19 protein-coding genes are annotated in these 17,564 nt (G+C 72.9%); 11 read left to right on the forward strand and 8 right to left on the reverse strand.

Annotated elements, in window-relative coordinates; translation table 11 throughout:
- Positions 1–2: 2 nt before the first annotated feature.
- The 4 genes from fusA (at position 3) to nhaA (ending at position 5,218) form a co-directional block, all read left to right on the forward strand.
- Positions 3–2,129 carry an elongation factor G gene (gene fusA / locus AB0910_RS19620; RefSeq protein ID WP_366745879.1) on the forward strand — a complete coding sequence of 709 codons (2,127 nt, stop codon included), beginning with the start codon at positions 3–5 and terminating at the stop codon, positions 2,127–2,129.
- Positions 2,130–2,319: 190 nt separating this feature from the next.
- Positions 2,320–3,513: an elongation factor Tu gene (gene tuf, locus AB0910_RS19625; RefSeq protein ID WP_366745880.1), complete on the forward strand. Its 1,194-nt coding sequence runs from the start codon at positions 2,320–2,322 to the stop codon at positions 3,511–3,513.
- Positions 3,514–3,732: 219 nt separating this feature from the next.
- Positions 3,733–3,882 carry a hypothetical protein gene (locus AB0910_RS19630; RefSeq protein WP_366745881.1) on the forward strand — a complete coding sequence of 50 codons (150 nt, stop codon included), beginning with the start codon at positions 3,733–3,735 and terminating at the stop codon, positions 3,880–3,882.
- 85 nt (positions 3,883–3,967) lie between these two features.
- Positions 3,968–5,218 carry a Na+/H+ antiporter NhaA gene (gene nhaA, locus AB0910_RS19635; protein ID WP_366745882.1) on the forward strand — a complete coding sequence of 417 codons (1,251 nt, stop codon included), beginning with the start codon at positions 3,968–3,970 and terminating at the stop codon, positions 5,216–5,218.
- A 123-nt stretch (positions 5,219–5,341) separates the two neighbouring features.
- On the opposite strand, the gene AB0910_RS19640 is transcribed toward nhaA, so the two are convergent.
- Positions 5,342–6,592 (reverse strand): cytochrome P450, encoded by a 1,251-nt coding sequence (locus tag AB0910_RS19640; RefSeq protein WP_366745883.1) that lies wholly within the window; start codon positions 6,590–6,592, stop codon positions 5,342–5,344.
- A 58-nt stretch (positions 6,593–6,650) separates the two neighbouring features.
- Positions 6,651–6,848 carry a ferredoxin gene (locus AB0910_RS19645; protein ID WP_366745884.1) on the reverse strand — a complete coding sequence of 66 codons (198 nt, stop codon included), beginning with the start codon at positions 6,846–6,848 and terminating at the stop codon, positions 6,651–6,653.
- 124 nt (positions 6,849–6,972) lie between these two features.
- Between AB0910_RS19645 and AB0910_RS19650 the strand changes: the two genes are divergently transcribed.
- The 3 genes from AB0910_RS19650 (at position 6,973) to AB0910_RS19660 (ending at position 9,073) form a co-directional block, all read left to right on the forward strand.
- Positions 6,973–7,545: a MarR family transcriptional regulator gene (locus AB0910_RS19650; protein WP_366745885.1), complete on the forward strand. Its 573-nt coding sequence runs from the start codon at positions 6,973–6,975 to the stop codon at positions 7,543–7,545.
- A 110-nt stretch (positions 7,546–7,655) separates the two neighbouring features.
- The gene (locus AB0910_RS19655) at positions 7,656–8,093 is read left to right on the forward strand and encodes a MerR family transcriptional regulator (protein ID WP_366745886.1); all 438 of its coding nucleotides are present in this window, start codon (positions 7,656–7,658) and stop codon (positions 8,091–8,093) included.
- A complete protein-coding gene (locus AB0910_RS19660; RefSeq protein WP_366745887.1) occupies positions 8,090–9,073 on the forward strand; it encodes an NAD-dependent epimerase/dehydratase family protein in 984 nt (327 codons plus the stop codon). The genes AB0910_RS19655 and AB0910_RS19660 overlap by 4 nt, the downstream gene beginning before the upstream one ends.
- A 78-nt stretch (positions 9,074–9,151) precedes the next feature.
- Here the strand turns inward: AB0910_RS19660 and AB0910_RS19665 are convergent, their stop codons facing one another.
- From AB0910_RS19665 to AB0910_RS19675, 3 genes are all read right to left on the reverse strand, one after another.
- Entirely contained in the window at positions 9,152–9,598 is a 447-nt protein-coding gene (locus AB0910_RS19665; RefSeq protein ID WP_366745888.1) for a DUF3618 domain-containing protein, read from the reverse strand.
- Entirely contained in the window at positions 9,595–10,014 is a 420-nt protein-coding gene (locus tag AB0910_RS19670) for a phage holin family protein (protein WP_366745889.1), read from the reverse strand. Before AB0910_RS19670 ends, AB0910_RS19665 begins: the two co-directional genes overlap by 4 nt.
- A gap of 162 nt (positions 10,015–10,176) precedes the next feature.
- Positions 10,177–11,304 (reverse strand): YihY/virulence factor BrkB family protein, encoded by a 1,128-nt coding sequence (locus AB0910_RS19675; protein ID WP_366745890.1) that lies wholly within the window; start codon positions 11,302–11,304, stop codon positions 10,177–10,179.
- A gap of 331 nt (positions 11,305–11,635) precedes the next feature.
- Between AB0910_RS19675 and AB0910_RS19680 the strand changes: the two genes are divergently transcribed.
- Entirely contained in the window at positions 11,636–12,433 is a 798-nt protein-coding gene (locus tag AB0910_RS19680) for an NPP1 family protein (protein WP_366745913.1), read from the forward strand.
- 79 nt (positions 12,434–12,512) lie between these two features.
- On the opposite strand, the gene AB0910_RS19685 is transcribed toward AB0910_RS19680, so the two are convergent.
- Both AB0910_RS19685 and AB0910_RS19690 read right to left on the reverse strand, forming a co-directional pair.
- Entirely contained in the window at positions 12,513–13,310 is a 798-nt protein-coding gene (locus tag AB0910_RS19685) for an SDR family oxidoreductase (RefSeq protein ID WP_366745891.1), read from the reverse strand.
- Between the two features lie 164 nt (positions 13,311–13,474).
- Positions 13,475–14,389, reverse strand: a complete 915-nt coding sequence (locus AB0910_RS19690) for a LysR family transcriptional regulator (RefSeq protein ID WP_366745892.1) — start codon at positions 14,387–14,389, stop codon at positions 13,475–13,477.
- 234 nt (positions 14,390–14,623) lie between these two features.
- On the opposite strand from AB0910_RS19690, the gene AB0910_RS19695 reads away from it, so the two are divergent.
- From AB0910_RS19695 to AB0910_RS19705, 3 genes are all read left to right on the forward strand, one after another.
- The gene (locus AB0910_RS19695) at positions 14,624–15,460 is read left to right on the forward strand and encodes a helix-turn-helix transcriptional regulator (RefSeq protein ID WP_366745893.1); all 837 of its coding nucleotides are present in this window, start codon (positions 14,624–14,626) and stop codon (positions 15,458–15,460) included.
- Positions 15,457–15,663 (forward strand): DUF397 domain-containing protein, encoded by a 207-nt coding sequence (locus tag AB0910_RS19700; RefSeq protein WP_366745894.1) that lies wholly within the window; start codon positions 15,457–15,459, stop codon positions 15,661–15,663. The genes AB0910_RS19695 and AB0910_RS19700 overlap by 4 nt, the downstream gene beginning before the upstream one ends.
- A gap of 104 nt (positions 15,664–15,767) precedes the next feature.
- Positions 15,768–16,922, forward strand: a complete 1,155-nt coding sequence (locus tag AB0910_RS19705; RefSeq protein ID WP_366745895.1) for a cytochrome P450 — start codon at positions 15,768–15,770, stop codon at positions 16,920–16,922.
- 60 nt (positions 16,923–16,982) lie between these two features.
- Here the strand turns inward: AB0910_RS19705 and AB0910_RS19710 are convergent, their stop codons facing one another.
- Complete coding sequence (locus AB0910_RS19710) at positions 16,983–17,528, reverse strand: carboxymuconolactone decarboxylase family protein (protein WP_366745896.1); 546 nt, start codon at positions 17,526–17,528, stop codon at positions 16,983–16,985.
- Positions 17,529–17,564: the final 36 nt, after the last annotated feature.

The following is a 17,564-nucleotide window of genomic DNA, read 5'->3' on the forward strand; positions in this document are numbered from 1 at the left end:
TTATGGCCACCACTTCGCTTGACCTGGCCAGGGTCCGCAACATCGGGATCATGGCCCACATCGACGCGGGCAAGACGACCACCACCGAGCGGATCCTGTTCTACACCGGTGTCTCGTACAAGATCGGTGAAGTCCACGACGGCGCTGCCACCATGGACTGGATGGAGCAGGAGCAGGAGCGCGGCATCACGATCACGTCCGCCGCGACGACCTGTCACTGGCCGCTCGACGAGGTCGACCACACCATCAACATCATCGACACGCCGGGCCACGTCGACTTCACCGTCGAGGTGGAGCGTTCGCTGCGCGTGCTCGACGGTGCCGTCACCGTCTTCGACGGTGTCGCCGGTGTGGAGCCGCAGTCCGAGACGGTGTGGCGCCAGGCCGACCGCTACGGCGTGCCCCGCATCTGCTTCGTCAACAAGCTCGACCGCACCGGCGCCGAGTTCCACCGCTGCGTCGACATGATCACGGACCGCCTCGGCGCGACCCCGATCGTGATGCAGCTGCCGATCGGCGCGGAGGCCGACTTCAAGGGCGTCATCGACCTCGTGACGATGAAGGCCCTGGTCTGGTCCGCCGAGGCGGCCAAGGGCGAGATGTACGACGTCGTCGACATCCCGGCCACGCACACCGAGGCGGCCGACGAGTGGCGCGGCAAGCTGCTGGAGACCGTCGCGGAGAACGACGAAGAGATCATGGAGCTGTACCTGGAGGGCGAGGAGCCCTCCGTGGACCAGCTGTACGCGGCGATCCGCCGCATCACGATCGCTTCCGGCAAGTCCGACGACACCACGGTCACCCCGGTGTTCTGCGGCACGGCGTTCAAGAACAAGGGCGTCCAGCCCCTGCTCGACGCCGTCGTGCGCTACCTGCCCTCCCCCCTGGACGTCGAGGCCATCGAGGGCCACGACGTGAAGGACCCGGAGCAGGTCATCGCGCGCAAGCCGTCCGACGACGAGCCGCTCTCCGCGCTGGCGTTCAAGATCATGAGCGACCCGCACCTGGGCAAGCTCACCTTCGTCCGCGTGTACTCCGGGCGCCTCGTGGCGGGTTCGGCCGTGCTGAACTCCGTGAAGGGCCGCAAGGAGCGCATCGGCAAGATCTACCGCATGCACGCGAACAAGCGTGAGGAGATCGAGTCGGTGGGCGCCGGCGACATCGTCGCCGTGATGGGCCTGAAGCAGACCACCACCGGTGAGACGCTGAGCGACGAGAAGAAGCCGGTGATCCTGGAGTCCATGGACTTCCCGGCGCCGGTCATCGAGGTCGCGATCGAGCCCAAGTCCAAGGGCGACCAGGAGAAGCTGGGTGTCGCCATCCAGCGCCTCGCCGAGGAGGACCCGTCCTTCCAGGTGCACACCAACGAGGAGACCGGCCAGACCGTCATCGGCGGTATGGGCGAGCTTCACCTCGAGGTGCTGGTCGACCGGATGAAGCGCGAGTTCCGCGTCGAGGCCAACGTCGGCAAGCCGCAGGTCGCGTACCGCGAGACCATCCGCAAGGTGGTCGAGCGCGTCGACTACACGCACAAGAAGCAGACCGGTGGCACCGGTCAGTTCGCGAAGGTGCAGATCGCGATCGAGCCCATCGAGGGCGGCGACGCGTCGTACGAGTTCGTGAACAAGGTCACCGGTGGCCGCATCCCGAAGGAGTACATCCCTTCGGTGGACGCCGGTGCCCAGGAGGCGATGCAGTTCGGCATCGTCGCCGGGTACGAGATGACGGGCGTGCGCGTCATCCTGCTCGACGGTGCGTTCCACGAGGTCGACTCGTCCGAACTCGCCTTCAAGATCGCCGGTTCGCAGGCCTTCAAGGAGGCCGCGCGCAAGGCGTCCCCGGTTCTCCTCGAACCGATGATGGCCGTCGAGGTCACCACGCCCGAGGACTACATGGGCGACGTGATCGGCGACATCAACTCCCGCCGTGGCCAGATCCAGGCCATGGAGGAGCGGGCCGGTGCCCGGGTCGTCAAGGGCCTGGTGCCGCTCTCGGAGATGTTCGGCTACGTCGGAGACCTCCGCAGCAAGACCTCGGGTCGCGCAAGCTACTCGATGCAGTTCGACTCCTACGCCGAGGTTCCCCGGAACGTCGCCGAGGAGATCATCGCGAAGGCCAAGGGCGAGTAGTCCACCGGGCGAATCGCCCGCGTGCCTGCACGCTCTAGGCTTGTCACCGGGAAGCCAGGGGGCATTTCCCGCAGGATCGGCGTCATCCGCCGTCTCCTGGGGGAGTGCTCCGGGCCGACCGGCATCCCAGCAAAGATCACCCTGGCGCCGATGAGTAAGGCGTACAGAACCACTCCACAGGAGGACCCCAGTGGCGAAGGCGAAGTTCGAGCGGACTAAGCCGCACGTCAACATCGGCACCATCGGTCACATCGACCACGGTAAGACGACCCTCACGGCCGCCATTACCAAGGTGCTGCACGACGCGTACCCGGAGCTCAACGAGGCCTCGGCGTTCGACCAGATCGACAAGGCTCCTGAGGAGCGCCAGCGCGGTATCACCATCTCCATCGCGCACGTCGAGTACCAGACGGAGACGCGTCACTACGCGCACGTCGACTGCCCGGGTCACGCCGACTACATCAAGAACATGATCACGGGTGCGGCGCAGATGGACGGCGCCATCCTCGTGGTCGCCGCCACCGACGGCCCGATGCCGCAGACCAAGGAGCACGTGCTCCTGGCCCGCCAGGTCGGCGTCCCGTACATCGTCGTCGCCCTGAACAAGGCCGACATGGTGGACGACGAGGAGATCCTGGAGCTCGTCGAGCTCGAGGTCCGCGAGCTCCTCACCGAGTACGAGTTCCCGGGCGACGACGTCCCGGTCGTCAAGGTCTCGGCGCTCAAGGCGCTTGAGGGCGACAAGGAGTGGGGCCAGACCGTCCTCGACCTGATGAAGGCCGTCGACGAGGCCATCCCGCAGCCCGAGCGCGACGTCGACAAGCCGTTCCTGATGCCGATCGAGGACGTCTTCACGATCACCGGTCGTGGCACCGTCGTCACCGGTCGTATCGAGCGCGGCATCCTCAAGGTCAACGAGACCGTGGACATCATCGGCATCAAGACCGAGAAGACCACGACCACGGTCACGGGCATCGAGATGTTCCGCAAGCTGCTCGACGAGGGCCAGGCCGGTGAGAACGTCGGTCTGCTCCTCCGCGGCATCAAGCGCGAGGACGTCGAGCGCGGCCAGGTCATCATCAAGCCCGGTTCGGTCACGCCGCACACCGAGTTCGAGGCCCAGGCCTACATCCTGTCGAAGGACGAGGGTGGCCGTCACACCCCGTTCTTCAACAACTACCGCCCGCAGTTCTACTTCCGTACCACGGACGTGACCGGCGTCGTGACCCTCCCCGAGGGCACCGAGATGGTCATGCCGGGCGACAACACCACCATGTCCGTCCAGCTGATCCAGCCGGTCGCCATGGAGGAGGGCCTGAAGTTCGCCATCCGTGAGGGTGGTCGTACGGTGGGCGCCGGCCAGGTCACCAAGATCGTCAAGTAAGTACGGCGATCCGGTGGCGGCCCTCGGGCCGCGGCTGATGCACCAGGGGCCCCGCGCCCCGTCCTCAGGGACGGGGCGCGGGGCCCCTCGGCGTGTGCGGGGGCCGGTGTGCCCGGCCGTGTGTGCGGTGCGGCGCGGTGTGCGCGTTGTTACGCTGACCGGCGAGGACCAGTGGTGTACGGGCGAGGGGCGGCAGACCGCCCGGGGAGGGGTGCGCGGATGCGGAAGCGCACGGGCCCGCTCCCCGCGCCGCTGCCCGGCCTCCCGGTGCGGGTGCTGACGCCGCTCGACCGGCGGCCGATCGGCACGAACGGCTATGTGAGCACGTGGGGCGCGGTGCTCGGCGTCCGCCCGCCGCGGGGCCGCTGAGCGGTCCGCCACCCGCCGTGGCGGGCGCCCGGCAGCGCGCCGGCGCCCGCCGTCCTCCCCGCAGATGTCTGGAGACGTCCCTCCCATGCCCGCTCTCCCGCGGATCACCGCTGCCCTGCGCTCCGATGCCGTCGGCGGCTCCCTCCTGATCGGCGCCGCCGTCGTGGCGCTGCTGTGGGCCAACTCGCCCCTGTCCTGGGCCTATACGTCGCTGAGCTCTGCCGCCTTCGGGCCCGCGGCGCTCGGTCTGCACCTGTCCGTGCAGGCGTGGGCGACGGACGGGCTGCTCACGGTGTTCTTCTTCGTGGTCGGCAACGAGCTCAAACAGGAGCTGGTGCACGGCGAGTTGCGCGACCCGCGCAGGGCCGCGCTGCCGATCGTGGCCGCGCTCGGCGGTGTCGTGGTGCCCGCCGGCGTCTTCCTCGCGGTCAACACGGCCGCGCCCGGCGGTGCGCCGGGCGGCTGGGGCATCCCGATGGCGACGGACATCGCCTTCGCGCTCGCCGTGCTCGCGGTGGCGGGCCGCCATCTGCCCGCGCCGCTGCGGACGTTCCTGCTGACGCTCGCGACGGTGGACGACGTGTGCGCGGTCGTGGTGATCGCCTTCGCGTACACCACGGGGCTCGACCCGCTGGCGCTCGGGCTCGCCGCGGTGGGCCTCGCGGTCTTCGGGTGGCTCCAGCGCGGCCGTGGCCGTGCGGTGGCGCGGGTGCGGGCCGCGGTGCCCGGGTGGCTGCTGTTCGGACCGCTCGCCGTGGTGGTCTGGGCGCTGGCGCACGCCTCGGGGGTGCACGCGACGATCGCGGGGGTGGCGATGGGGCTGCTGATGCGCACGGAGGCGAGGGGCGGCGAGGCCGTCTCGCCCTCGCACCGGGCCGAGCAGGTCCTGCGGCCGCTCTCCTCGGGGGTGGCGCTGCCGGTGTTCGCGCTGTTCGCGGCGGGCGTGTCGCTCTCCGGCGCGGGCGGCTTCTGGACGTCGGCCGTCACCTGGGGGGTGCTCGCCGGGCTGCTCGCGGGCAAGTTCGCCGGCATCCTGGGCGCCTCGTGGCTGACGGCGCGGTTCACCGGCGCGCACCTCAACCCGGCGCTCGGCTGGGCGGACGTCGCGGGCGTCGGGGTGCTCGGGGGGATCGGTTTCACGGTGTCGCTGCTCGTCGCGGAGCTGTCGTACCCGGGCGACGCGCGGCTGACCGCGGCGAAGGGCGCGATCCTGCTGGCTTCGGGGGCCGCCTCGCTGCTGTCGGTCGTGGTGCTGGGGCGGCGCGGACGCCACCACCGGCGGCTCGCGGCGCGTGCGGCGGCGCAAGGCCAGGGGGCCGCAGGCGGGGGGCTCTGACGCGGAGGGCCCCGCCGCCGGCCGCGGGGGTGCTTGGGTGCGGTCGGCGGCGGGGCCCGGTCCGTGCGGGCGTGCGGCGCGGCGGGCGGATCCGCGGGCCCCGGCCCGTACCGCCCGAGGGGGCTACCAGGTGACGGGCAGCTCGTAGACGCCGTAGACGACGGCGTCGTGCTTGTAGCGGATGTCCTGTTCCTCGATCGCGGGCCTGAGCGTCGGGAAGCGGCGCAGCAGGGCCGGGTAGGCGAGCTGGAGCTCCTGGCGTGCCAGGTTCTGCCCGAGGCACTGGTGGGTGCCCTGGCCGAAGGCGAGGTGGCGGCGGGCGTTGGGCCTGGCGACGTCGAGGACGTCGGGCTCGTCGAAGACCGTGGCGTCGCGGTTGGCGGCGTCGTTGGCGAGGATCACGCCCTCACCCGCGCGGATGAGCTGCCCCGAGATCTCGACGTCCTCGGTGGCTATGCGCCTGCGGCCGGTGTGGACGATGGTGAGGTAGCGCAGCATCTCCTCGACGGCGCCCGCGACGGCCGCGGGGTCCTCGGCGTCCCGTACGGCCTTCAGCTGCTCGGGGTTGCGCAGCAGGGCGAGCGTGCCGAGCGCGATCATATTGGTGGTCGTCTCGTGGCCCGCGATGAGCAGCAGCATCGCGTCCTGGACGAGGCGGGAGCGGGTGGTGGCGCCGGTGAGCATGTGCTCGGTGGCGACGTTGCTGATGAGGTCGTCCTGCGGGTCCTTCACCTTGGCGTCGATCAGTGTGCCGAGGTAGTCGCCGAGTTCGTTCATGGCCTGCATGGTGTCCTCGACGGTGGAGTTCATCGAGATCAGCACCCGGGACCTGCTCTGGAAGAGGTGCTGGTCCGCGCGGGGCACGCCGAGGATCTCCGCGATCACGAGCGAGGGCAGCGGCAGCGCGAACGACGAGACGAGGTCGACCGGGCCGCCGGTGCGCTCCATGTCGTCGAGCAGGCCGTCGATGATCTCCGTCAGGCGCGGCACGAGGGCGCGGGCGCGCTTCACGGAGAAGTACGAGGTGAACATGCGGCGCACCCGGTTGTGGTCCGGGTCGTCCATGGAGATGAACGGCAGCGGGTTGCCGCTCCTGCGGCGGGCCGCGATGCCGGCGCTCTGGGTGGGGAAGCCGGGTTTGGTGGTGTCGGCGCTGAACCGCTCGTCGGCGAGGACGGTGCGCTGGTCCTGGTAGCGGGTGATGAGCCAGGCGGGTGTGCCGTCCCAGACCTGGACGCGGGTGAAGGGCTCGTGCTCGCGGAGTTCGGCGAGCGCGGGCGGCGGGTCGAAGGGACAGCCGGTGGCGCGGGCGAGCGGGTAGCGGGGTGCTTCCTTGCCGCCGGTGGCGCTGTCGTGCAGGGCGGTCTCCGTCATCGTGCGGTGCTCCTGACGTGAAGTGGGGGGCGAGCCGGTGCCGTGCGGTGGTGCCTGGTCAGCCGTGGACGGCGATCGCGCCCGCGGGGCAGAGGGCGGCCGCCTCCTGGGCGCGTGCCAGGGCCTCGGCGTCGTCCGGGATGCCGTCGAGCAGGACGACGACACCGTCCTCGTCCCGCTGGTCGAAGATGTCGTCGGCGGCGAGGACGCACTGCCCTGCGGCGCAGCACCTGTCCTGGTCGATCTCGATGTGCATGGCGCTCTCTCCTTCGTTACGTACTCTAAGTACGTGATACGCCGCGCGCCGGAGCCGCGCAATGGTGCCTCGGGCAATCAACCGGATGGTTGGCCGGAAACGTGCGGCCCGGCATGATGCCCGGGTGGAATCAACTCCGGCGCCTCGACCGCCCCGTCCGTCCCGCGCGTCGGGGGCGTCCCGCGCTCAGAGCGTCTCCGCGCTCCAGTCCGTCCTGAGCGTGCTCGCCTACAACCTGACGCGCACCCAGGTGCACGAGCGGCTGGTGGCGGCCGCCGGCATGCCCGTCGACCGGGCGGGCCTCGCGCTCCTGCGGGTCCTCGCCGACGCGCCGGAGCCCCTGCGGGTCGGGGAGCTTGCGTACAGGCTCGGCGTGCGGCATCCCCATGTCACGCGCCAGGTCGGCAGGCTGGCCCAGCAGGGCCTGGTGGAGCGGGTCGCGACCGGCGACGACAGGCGCGTCCAGCTGATCGCGCCCACGCGCCGGGGCCTGGACACGCTCCGCCGGGTCGCCCAGGCGACGGAGGCGAGACTGGCCGAAAGGCTCGTGGGCGTCGACGCGGAGACGATCATGGCGGCGGTGGAGGTCCTGAGCCGCCTCGACATCAACTCTGCCTTGGGTCAGGGCACTTCGCCCCCGGCCGAGCCCCCGCCCCCGGGCCGGGAAGACCCCGGCGGCCGCGACCCCGCGGGGTAGCGTCCCGCGCGGTGTGGAGTGGTGTGTGCGGGGGAGCGGGGGCGGTGTGCGGGGGAGCGGGGCGTGGTGTGCTTGACCTCAAGCGCTTGAGGTGTGTTCTGCTGCGCGGCATGACGACGTACACGATTCAGGACGTGTCCCGGCACAGCGGGCTCAGCGAGCCGACGCTGCGCTACTACGAGGACGTCGGGCTCGTCGGGCCGATCGCCCGCGACGAGCGCAGCGGGCACCGGCGCTACGGGACGGGCGACATCGACACCCTCGACGCGCTGGCCTGCCTGCGCGCGGTCGGCGTGGGCATCGGCGACATGCGCACCTACCTGGCGAACCGGGCGCGCGGCAGGTCGGCCGCGGGCGCGCAGCGCGACCTGCTGCTGCGGCACGCCGAGCGCATCGAGGGCGAGATCGCCGCGCAGCACGCGCGCCTCGACTACCTGCGGGAGAAGGCGGCGCTGTGGGACGCGCGCGACCGCGGGGACGGCGCGGCCGAGGACGAGGCGGTACGGCGGCTCGTGGACGTCGTCGGCAGGCTGGGGGTGGCGCGATGAGCCGGGTACTGGTCACCGGCGGCTCCGGCTACCTGGGCACGCAGCTGATCGCCGCGCTGCTGCGCGCGGGGCGCCCGGTGCGGGCGACGGCGCGCTCCCTGGCCCGCGAGGCCGACCTGCGGGCCGCGGTGCGGCGCGGGGGCGCCGACGACGCGGGCCTCGACGTCGTCGCCGCGGACCTGATGTCCGACGGCGGCTGGTCCGCGGCCGCGGACGGGTGCGCGGAGGTCCACCATGTGGCCTCGCCCATCCCTGCGACCCAGCCCGACGACCCGGACGAGCTGATCGTGCCCGCACGCGAGGGCACCCTGCGGGTGCTGCGCGCGGCCCGGGACGCGGGGGCGCGGCGGGTGGTGCTCACGTCGTCGTTCGCCGCGGTCGGCTACACGCCGAAAGCGGGCGCCGAGTACACCGAGGACGACTGGGCCGACCCCGACACCCCCGGGCTCGCGCCCTACCCGCGCTCCAAGGCGATCGCCGAGCGTGCCGCGTGGGACCTGATGGAGCGGGAGGGCGGCGGCACCGAGCTGGTCGTCGTGAACCCGACGTTCATCCTCGGGCCCACGCTCACCAGCGCCCTCGGCTCCTCGGCGCAGCTGGTCAAGGCGATGCTCGACGGGGCGCTGCCGGTCGCGCCGCGCGCCCGCTTCGGCGTGGTCGACGTGCGGGACGTGGCCGACCTGCACCTGCGCGCGATGGCCGCGCCCGAGGCCGCGGGCCGGCGCTACCTCGCCGTCGCCGACGGCCCCTCGACCAGCTTCGTCGAAGTGGCGGGGGTGCTGCGCCGCGCCCTCGGCGAGTCCGCCGCGCGGGTGCCCACCCGTGAGGCGGAGGGCGCGGACCTGCCGCGCCCCGTCATCCACAACGACCGCGCACGCGAGGAACTCGGCTGGCGCCCGCGCCCCGTCGAGTCCACGGTCGTGGAAACGGCGCGGAGCCTGCGGGAGCTGGGGGTGCTGGAGGCAGCGGGCCAGGGGTGAGGCCGGGGGCGCACGCCGAGGGGGCGCCCATGGCGGGCGCCCCCTCGAAGCCGGGGCGTGCCCCGGGGTGCGTCGTGCTCAGCCGCGGCGCCGGCGGGTGCGGCGTACGACCAGCAGGGTCGCGGCGAGCGCGCCGCCCGCCGCGGCGAGCAGCGGGCCGCGGTGGGCGCGCGCGGCGCGCGCGCCCTGGCCCGCCTTCTCGCGTACGGGCTCCGGTGTGCGCTCCTGCACCGTCCGGGTCGCCTGCGCGGCGCGGTCGCGCAGCCGAGTGGACTGCTCGGCGGCCCGCTGCCGCACCGCGTCCGTCTTCTCCTGGACGCGGGCCTTGACGTCGGCCTTCGCCGCGAGCGCCCCGACGGTCTCGCCGAGCTCCTGGCGGGTCGCCTCGACGCGCGCCCGCAGCTCCTCCGGGGTGGCCGCAGCGGTGGTTTCTGCCGCGGTCCCGTCGGGGTGCGCGGCAGTGGGTTCGGTGCCTGCGGTGGTCTCGGTGTTCGCCGTGGTGTGTGTGGTGTCGTTCCGGCTCATCGGTGTGCCTTCTCCCTGATCTCGGCGACATCGGCCTTGACGCTGTCCATCGTCTGCTCGGGCTTGGGCGGGGTGGCCCGGCCGATCTCCCGCCTGCCGAGCGCCGCCATCAGCGCGGCGGTGGCCGCGAGCACGCCGGTGACGATCAGGGCCGCGGCCCACACGTCGAGCACGAGGGCGAGCGCGGCGATCGCCGCGGCCGTCAGCGCCTGGAGCGCGAGGACCCCGACGAGTCCCGCGCCGCCGAAGAGGCCGCCGCCCTTGCCGAAGCGCTTGCCCTTCTGGGCCATTTCCGCCTGCGCGAGGCGCATCTCGTCGCGGACGAGTTCGGAGAGTTCGCGGGAGGCGCGCTGGACCAGCTCGCTGACCGAGTCCTGCGTCCCGCCGTCGGTGCGGTGGAGATCGGTTGATGCCATGGCTCCTCACCCTGTCTTTCTCGGCTGTCCGGAGTGCGGTCCGCGGTGCTGTTCTGCTGTCCTGCTGTGTCCTGCCGTCCGCGGTGCGGTGCGGGTTCCGCGGGCGGGGGCGCGGCCGCCGCCCGGCCCCCGCACCCGGCCGGGTACCCGTACTGCGCCCGGTCACGTCCCCCGGGGCCCGGGCTCTGTCCTGGGCGCCCGGAAGCGGCGGGCGCGCGCCGTGGCGCGCAGGCGCGCGCGGTCCTCCTCGTCCCACTCCCGGGTGTCGCGCGGCTGGAGGTACGGCTCCTCGTCCGCCGGGTGGCCGCCGGCGACGGCCCGCTGGCGGCTGAGCTCGGCGTCGAACTCCAGGCCGAGCAGGATCGCCAGATTGGTGATCCACAGCCACACCAGGAAGACGATCACACCTGCGAAGGTGCCGTACGTCTTGTTGTACGAGGCGAAGTTGGCGACGTACAGCGCGAAGCCGCCGGAGGCGACGGCCCAGACGAGCAGTGCGAGGAAGCTGCCGGGCGTGGTCCAGCGCACGCCGCGCATCCGCACGTTGGGCGTCGCCCAGTACAGGATTCCGATCATGGCGGTGACCAGGATGACGAGCACCGGCCACTTGGCGATCGACCACACCGTGAGGAAGGTGTCGCCCAGGCCGATGGCGTCGCCGACGTGGCGGGCGACGCCGCCGGTGAACACCACGATGAGCGCGCTGACCACGGCGAGCACCATCAGCGCGACGGTCACGCCGAGCCGCACCGGCAGCACCTTCCACAGCGGGCGCCCCTCCGGCACGTCGTAGACGGCGTTCGCGGTGCGGATGAACGCCGCGACGTAGCCAGACGCCGACCACACCGCGAGCAGCAGGCCCACGACGGCCATGAGGGAGCCGACGCCCGCGCGCCCCTCCAACTGCCCCACCACGGTGGTCAGGATGTCCCTCGCGGGTCCCGGCGCGAGCTTCTTGATGGCGTCGAGCACCTGCTGCGTCGCCGAGTGGCCGACGACGCCGAGCAGGGAGATCAGCGCGAGCAGCGCGGGGAACAGCGCCTGGATGCTGTAGTACGTGAGCGCCGCGGCCTTGTCGGTCAGCTCGTCCTTCTTGAACTCTCTGAACGTGCCCTTCAGCACCGCCTTCCAGGACTTCTCCGTCAGGCCGACCGGCGAGTGCGGAGCCTGCCGCTCCACGCGCTCGTCAGGACCCTCGCCCGGGGCGCGCCCGCCCCGCGCCTCCCGGCCGTCCGCGGCGCTGCCACCGCGCGCCTCGTGCTCTCCGTGCCCTTTGCCAGTGCCAAGCATGGTGAACGGATTACCCGCTTCGCCCGCGCCATGCATCCCGCCTGCGGGCCGTCCGACGAGTGCCGCGCGGCGGATGCCCTCAGGAGCGGCGCGCCACGGGAGGCGGCGGCCGGAATCCAGGACCCGCCGAAATGTGCACGGCGATTTCGGGGAATGTCGGGTGTGGTGGCGTTCCGGGAATCTCTTCGTCCGGAGTTTCCTTGCCAACTCCTTTGACGCGCGGCTAGCCTGACGCCGCACCAGGGAAAACGGAATGCGATGAATGCGGGTGCCTATGGTCGGCGCCCCCTTTTTTTCTTGAGGAGCCGGCGTGCGCGGGACGCGGACTTTCATGGTGGGTCACGGCGGGGCGGCGCGCCCCCAGGGGCGCGGGCGGTTCCTGCGGCCGCTCGCCGCCGGCGCGCTCGGCGCCGCGCTGCTGGTGGTCGGGGTGCCGGGACAGGCGAGCGCGGACGTCCTGCCCTCGCTCCCGCAGAACGCGGACGGGCTGGAGCAGACGTTCTCGCCCGCGTACGACTACGACGGCGACGGCTGCTACGCCACCGCCGCCATCAGCCCCGACGGCACCCTCAACCCGGGCCTCAAGCCGGGCGGCGACGTCAACGGCCACTGCCACGACCCCGCCCAGCTCGACAACTCCAACACCTACTCGCGCGAGAAGTGCAACAACGACTGGTGCGCGGTCGTGTACGCGAGCTACTTCGAGAAGGACCAGGCGACGCTCGGTCCGCTCGCCATCGGCCACACCCACGACTGGGAGCACGTCGTGGTGTGGATCAACGACAACCAGGTCCGGTACGTCTCGGTGTCCCAGCACGCCGGCTACCAGGTGGCGCCCGCGTCCGACATACGCTTCGACGGCACGCACCCGAAGGTCGTCTACCACAAGGACGGCGCATCGACCCACGACTTCCGCTTCGCCAACGGCAATGACGAACCCGCGGAGAATGCCACGGGCAACTGGTTCTATCCGCGCCTTGTCGGGTGGAACGGATATCCGGCGGGATTGCGCGACAAACTCATGAACGCGGATTTCGGCGAGGCGACCATCAAGATCAACGACGCCCGTTTCAATGACGCGCTGCACAATTCCGAGCCGCAGGGCATCCCCTTCGACCCGAACGCCTGAGCGCTCCTCCCCTCGAACGCCTGCGCCCCTCCAGGCCCCGGCGCCGGGCCCGGGGGCTCAGGCGTTCGGGGGCACCCGCTCAGACCGCGAGCCGGCCGCCGTCGACCGGCAGCAGCGCCCCGTGCACGAAGCTCGCCCGCGGCGACGCGAGGAACGCGATCGTCTCGGCGATCTCCTCGGGCCCCGCGGTGCGCCCCGCGGGGCCGCCCTTCGCGAGCTCGTCGAGCGCGCTGCCCATGCCGGCCGTGCCCTCGGTGCGGGTGGGGCCCGGGCTCACCGCGTTCACCCGGACGCCGCTGGGCCCGAACTCGGCCGCCCACGCCTGCGTCAGCAGCCGCAGAGCCGCCTTGCTCGCCCCGTAGAGGCTCATGCCCGCCGCGCCGAACTCCGCGACCATCGTGGTCACGTTGACGACGGCGCCGCCGCCGCGCGCCGCCATGGCGGGGGCCAGCTCCGCCACCAGGAAGTACGGGGCCTTCACATTGGTGCCGAACACCGCGTCGAAGTCGTACTCGGCGGTCTCGGCAGTGGGGCCGAACGGGAAGACGCCCGCGTTGTTCACCAGGATGTCCACCCGTCCGGCGAGCGCGGTCGCCTGCCGCGCGAGGGCGCGCGCCGACGCCTCGTCGCGCAGGTCGGCCCGTACGAAGTCGGCCGTGCCGCCTGCCGCCCTGACGGCCGCGACCACCTGTCCGCCGCGCTCCTCGTCGCGGCCCGACACCAGGACCCGGGCGCCGAGCCCGGCCAGGGCGAGGGCCGTGGCCCTGCCGATGCCGCTGGTCGCACCGGTCACCAGGGCGACCTGCCCGGCGAGTTCCGCGCCGCTGTCCGCGGCCGTGCGCTCCGCTGCCCCGTTCGTCGTCCCGTTGCCCGTCATGGTCGTCGCCACCTCTCGGTTCCGGCCGGGCGGCTGAACGCCCCGGCTCTCACGGGAGGTGCAAGCGGTGGCTGCCTCCGGTGCTTCCCGGGTTCCCACTACCGCTGCCCATGGGTGCCATTCCCGCCGCTTTGACCGGCCTGACCTGCGCTTTCGCGGCCGGCTCACCCGAGCACGTGCTGTCCGAGCGCGGTCACCAGCAGCCCGAGGTCCCGCCGCGTCGCCTCCGCGGGCCACGCCGCCCAGGTCCTGCGGACGAGGGGGTGCCCCACCAGCGGCGACCAGCGGACGAATTCCGGCAGCGGCTGGGACCACTCGGGCGGCGCGAGGGCGAACGCGCGCCCGCCGCCGACCGCGGCGAACTTCACATGCGGGATGCCCGCCTGCCCGTGCGCGCCCTCGGGGCCGAGATCGAGGCCGTGGCTGCGGAGCACCGCCGTCACCTCGTCGTACCAGGCGGGGCTGCCCGAGCGCGGGAAGCCGACCCAGTCGAGCCCGGCCAGCGCGTCGAGCCTGACCCCCGGAGCCTCCTGGCCCTCCGCCGCCGCGAGCTCGGCGGTCCGCCGCGCCGAGAGCAGCACGCCGAGCAGCTCCTCCACCACCAGCGCCGCGTCCAGGGCGGGGCCCGCGGGACGCTCGCGCAGCAGTCCCATCTCCAACTCGCCCGCCAGCAGCGCGGTGTGCTGGTCCGCCGTGGACAGGTGCCGGGCGCGGACCGTGGTCCCCGGGCAGGTGCGGGCCAGCTCGGCGATGGCGGGGAGCAGCACCTCGTCGGGCAGCTCGATGGGGATGCCGATGCGCAGCAGGCCGCCGCCGGGCGCCGCGTGTCCCGCGACCGCCGCCACGGCCCGGTCGTGGCGGGCGAGCACGGCCCGCGCCTCGGCGAGCAGGGTCATGCCCGCGTCGGTGGCGCGTGCGCCCTCCCGGCCGCGCACGAGCAGGGGTACGCCCAGCTCGCGCTCCAGCGCGGCCACCGTCTGCGAGACGGCGGGCTGGCTGAGGTGCAGCCGCCGCGCCGCCGCGGACAGGCCGCCCGCCTCGACCACCGCGATGAACGTCCGCATCTCCCGCAGCTCCATGCCTCCATGGCACCACGGTCCTGGCGCCTGTGCGGACCCGCGGACCGGGCAGCGCGGGAAGCGGCCGGGTTTTCCCGCGTCGTCACACAGCGTGCTCTGCAACCGCTACTGTTGTGAGTAAACACGGGCGTACGGGCAGTGACCGTCCTTCGTGCAGGGCCGCCTGCCCCGGGGTACACCGTGCCCTTTCCGTCGGAGGTATGACACAGGAAGGCGTGCACGATGCGTGACCAAGTGGTGGATCAGGCTGGGGTCGCGGACCCCGAGGACGACGAGTCGAGTGCCGTACTCGCCGCCGTGGGGAGGCAGTTGCGGCTCTGGCGGGAGAGCGCAGGGCTGAAGGCGGCGGAGCTGGCGGACGCGCTCGGCTACAGCGGCGACCTCGTCTACAAGATCGAGACCGGCTCCCGGATTCCCCAGCCGGAGTATCTGGACCGGGCGGACGAGGTCCTCGGGGCCGGTGGCCGGATCGCCGGCATGAAGCGGGACGTGGCGCTGGCGAAGTACCCGCGCCGCGTGCGGCAGTTGACCAAGGTCGAGGCGGAGGCCGTGGAGGTAGGGCAGTACGGCAACCACAACGTGCCGGGGCTGCTGGAGACGGCGGCGCACGCGCGGGCGCTCTACGAGATGCGGCTGCCCGCCTATCCGCCGGACGACATCGACCGGCTGGTCGAGGCGCGGATGGCCCGGAAGGCGATCTTCCAGCGCAAGCCGCTGCCGATGCTCTCCTTCGTGCTGGAGGAGGTGGTCCTCAGGCGCCCGCTCGGCGGCCGGGGCGTGCTGCGCGAGCAGCTGCACCACCTCCTGGAGGTGGGCGGGCTGCGCAACGTCACCCTCCAGGTCATGCCGACGGCCGTCGAGACGCACGCCGGCATGAGCGGAGACTTGCGGCTGCTCGGCCTGGAGGACGGCACCACCCTCGGCTACTGCGAGGGGCAGCTGCCCGCGCCGGTCGTCTCTGACCCAAAACGGGTCCGGGTACTGCAACTTCGCTATGGGATGATCCGGGCACAGGCTCTCGCGCCCCGAGAGTCGACCGCGTTCATCGAGAAGGTGCTGGGAGAGACATGATGCGCGAACGCACCGCTGGGTCAGGCGACGGGCTCGTGTGGTTCAAGAGCAGCCACAGCGGCAACGACAACCCCGACTGCGTCGAGGTCGCCGATGCCGCGGAGACGGTCCTCGTCCGCGACTCCAAGGACGCCGCGGGCCCCCGCCTCGGCTTCCCCAGGGCCGCCTGGACGCGCTTCGTCTCCCACGCCCCCCGCCCCTGACCCCGCCGGGCCCGGCCCGCCTCCCGGGGCGGGCCGGTCCTCGCGTCAGACCTGTCGCCCGGGCGCCCGGCAACGCCACCGTGCGCCGGGGCTACGCTCGGCGGATGGTCTCTGCCGACGTGCTCACCCTTGCCGACCTCGCCGCCGATCCGCATCCGCATCTCGCGCGGCTGCGGGCGGCGGGGCCGGTGGTGTGGGTGGAGGCGCTCGGCGGGTGGCTGGTGACTGCGCGGGAGCCGGCGGTGCGGGTGATGCGGGACGCGGAGACGTTCACCGTGGACGACCCCCGGTTCACCACGGCCCGGGTGATCGGGCCGAGCATGCTCTCGCTCGACGGGGACGCGCACGCGCGCCACCGCGAGCCGTTCGTGGAGCCGTTCAAGCCGCGCGCCGTGCACGCGGCGTTCGCCGAGACGATCAGGGACGAGGCCGACCGGCTGCTCGACGCGCTCGCGCCCGCGGGCGCCGGGGAGTTGCGGCGCGGCTTCGCGGGGCCGCTCGCCGCCGTGGTGATGGCCGACGTGCTGGGGCTCGCCGACGTGCCCGTGCCCGAGGTGCTCGGCTGGTACGACGCCATCGTGCGCGCGGTCGACCGGCTCACGCGGGGCGAGGAGGCGGGGGCCGAGGGCCCCGCCGCGTACGCGGCGCTGCGGGAGGCGGTCGCCGCGACCCTGCGGACCGGGGACGGCGGCTCGCTGCTGGTGGGCGCGGCCGGCCGGCTCGGCCTGCCGGAGGTCGCCTCGAACGCCGCCGTGCTGCTGTTCGGCGGCATCGAGACCACCGAGGGCATGATCGTCAACGCCCTGTACCACCTGCTGTCCGAGCCGTCCTGCGCCGACGCCGTACGGGACGACCCCGCGCTCCTCGACGGCGCGGTCGAGGAGTCCCTGCGGCTGGAGCCGGGCGCCGCGGTCGTCGACCGCTACGCCACGCGCGAGGCGGAGTTCTACGGCGCCAGGATCGCCGAGGGCGACCTCGTCGTCGTCTCCCTCGCCGGGGCGAACCGGGACCCCGGGGTCTTCCCCGAGCCGGACCGCTTCGACCCGCGGCGCGCCAACTCCCGGCTCCAGCTGGCCTTCGCGCACGGCCCGCACTACTGCCTCGGCGCGCACCTCGCGCGGCTTGAGGCGGTGACCGCGCTGCGCGCCTGCTTCGAGCGCCTGCCGGGCCTGCGGCTCGACCAGGACCGGCCGAGCGCCCCGTACGGCCTGGTCTTCCGCAAGCCGCAGGAGCTGGCGGCGCGTTGGGACGCCCCGTAGGGGACCCCGCGGCCGGGGCCCTGGCGGGCCGGGGCGTCCCGTGCGCGCCGCCGTGCGCGCTCAGTGGGCGTGCGGGGCGACCACGGGGAAGTCGACGTCTGTTCCGGCCAGTTCGTTGACGTAGTTGGTCAGGATGTTGAGGGCGACGTTGGCGACGACCTCGGTGATCTCCGCGTCGGTGACGCCCGCGGCGCGGGCCGCGGCGACGGCCTGCTCGCCGCCCCGGCCGCGCTGCTCGACGACGCTGCGGGTGAGCGCGAGCAGGGCCTCGATGTGCGGGTCGGACGAGCGGCCCTCGCGGGCCGCGGCCAGCTCGGCGGCGTCGATCCCGGCGAACTCGCCGCCGATGAAGGTGTGGGCGGACAGGCAGTAGCCGCAGCCGTTGAGCTCGGCCGTGAGGATCGAGAGGCGCTCGCGCACGGCGTGCGGGAGCGCGCCCGCGGCCAGGGCGCCGTTCAGGGCGAGGTACCCCTTGACGGCCGCGGGGCTGTTGGCCAGCACCTTGATCAGGTTCGGGACCGAGCCCATGGCCTTCTGCGCCTCGGCCAGCTGCTCGGCCGCCTTGCCGGTCGCGGTCGCCGGGTCGATCTGGGGAAGTCGCGGCATCTCGCTCGCCTCTCTCGTGGTTCGACGGCCGCCCGT

Source organism: Streptomyces sp. NPDC047002, from assembly GCF_040704505.1.
Taxonomy (GTDB): domain Bacteria; phylum Actinomycetota; class Actinomycetes; order Streptomycetales; family Streptomycetaceae; genus Streptomyces.

Coding starts and splice junctions, on each gene's coding strand:
- AB0910_RS19680 (WP_366745913.1), top strand. CDS start 11,636: ATGGTGGGTCACGGCGGGGCGGCGCGCCCCCAGGGGCGCGGGCGGTTC.
- AB0910_RS19675 (WP_366745890.1), bottom strand. CDS start 11,304: ATGCTTGGCACTGGCAAAGGGCACGGAGAGCACGAGGCGCGCGGTGGC.
- AB0910_RS19640 (WP_366745883.1), bottom strand. CDS start 6,592: ATGACGGAGACCGCCCTGCACGACAGCGCCACCGGCGGCAAGGAAGCA.
- AB0910_RS19700 (WP_366745894.1), top strand. CDS start 15,457: ATGATGCGCGAACGCACCGCTGGGTCAGGCGACGGGCTCGTGTGGTTC.
- nhaA (WP_366745882.1), top strand. CDS start 3,968: ATGCCCGCTCTCCCGCGGATCACCGCTGCCCTGCGCTCCGATGCCGTC.
- AB0910_RS19705 (WP_366745895.1), top strand. CDS start 15,768: ATGGTCTCTGCCGACGTGCTCACCCTTGCCGACCTCGCCGCCGATCCG.
- AB0910_RS19710 (WP_366745896.1), bottom strand. CDS start 17,528: ATGCCGCGACTTCCCCAGATCGACCCGGCGACCGCGACCGGCAAGGCG.
- AB0910_RS19630 (WP_366745881.1), top strand. CDS start 3,733: ATGCGGAAGCGCACGGGCCCGCTCCCCGCGCCGCTGCCCGGCCTCCCG.
- fusA (WP_366745879.1), top strand. CDS start 3: ATGGCCACCACTTCGCTTGACCTGGCCAGGGTCCGCAACATCGGGATC.
- AB0910_RS19670 (WP_366745889.1), bottom strand. CDS start 10,014: ATGGCATCAACCGATCTCCACCGCACCGACGGCGGGACGCAGGACTCG.
- AB0910_RS19655 (WP_366745886.1), top strand. CDS start 7,656: ATGACGACGTACACGATTCAGGACGTGTCCCGGCACAGCGGGCTCAGC.
- AB0910_RS19685 (WP_366745891.1), bottom strand. CDS start 13,310: ATGACGGGCAACGGGACGACGAACGGGGCAGCGGAGCGCACGGCCGCG.
- AB0910_RS19660 (WP_366745887.1), top strand. CDS start 8,090: ATGAGCCGGGTACTGGTCACCGGCGGCTCCGGCTACCTGGGCACGCAG.
- AB0910_RS19665 (WP_366745888.1), bottom strand. CDS start 9,598: ATGAGCCGGAACGACACCACACACACCACGGCGAACACCGAGACCACC.
- AB0910_RS19690 (WP_366745892.1), bottom strand. CDS start 14,389: ATGGAGCTGCGGGAGATGCGGACGTTCATCGCGGTGGTCGAGGCGGGC.
- AB0910_RS19645 (WP_366745884.1), bottom strand. CDS start 6,848: ATGCACATCGAGATCGACCAGGACAGGTGCTGCGCCGCAGGGCAGTGC.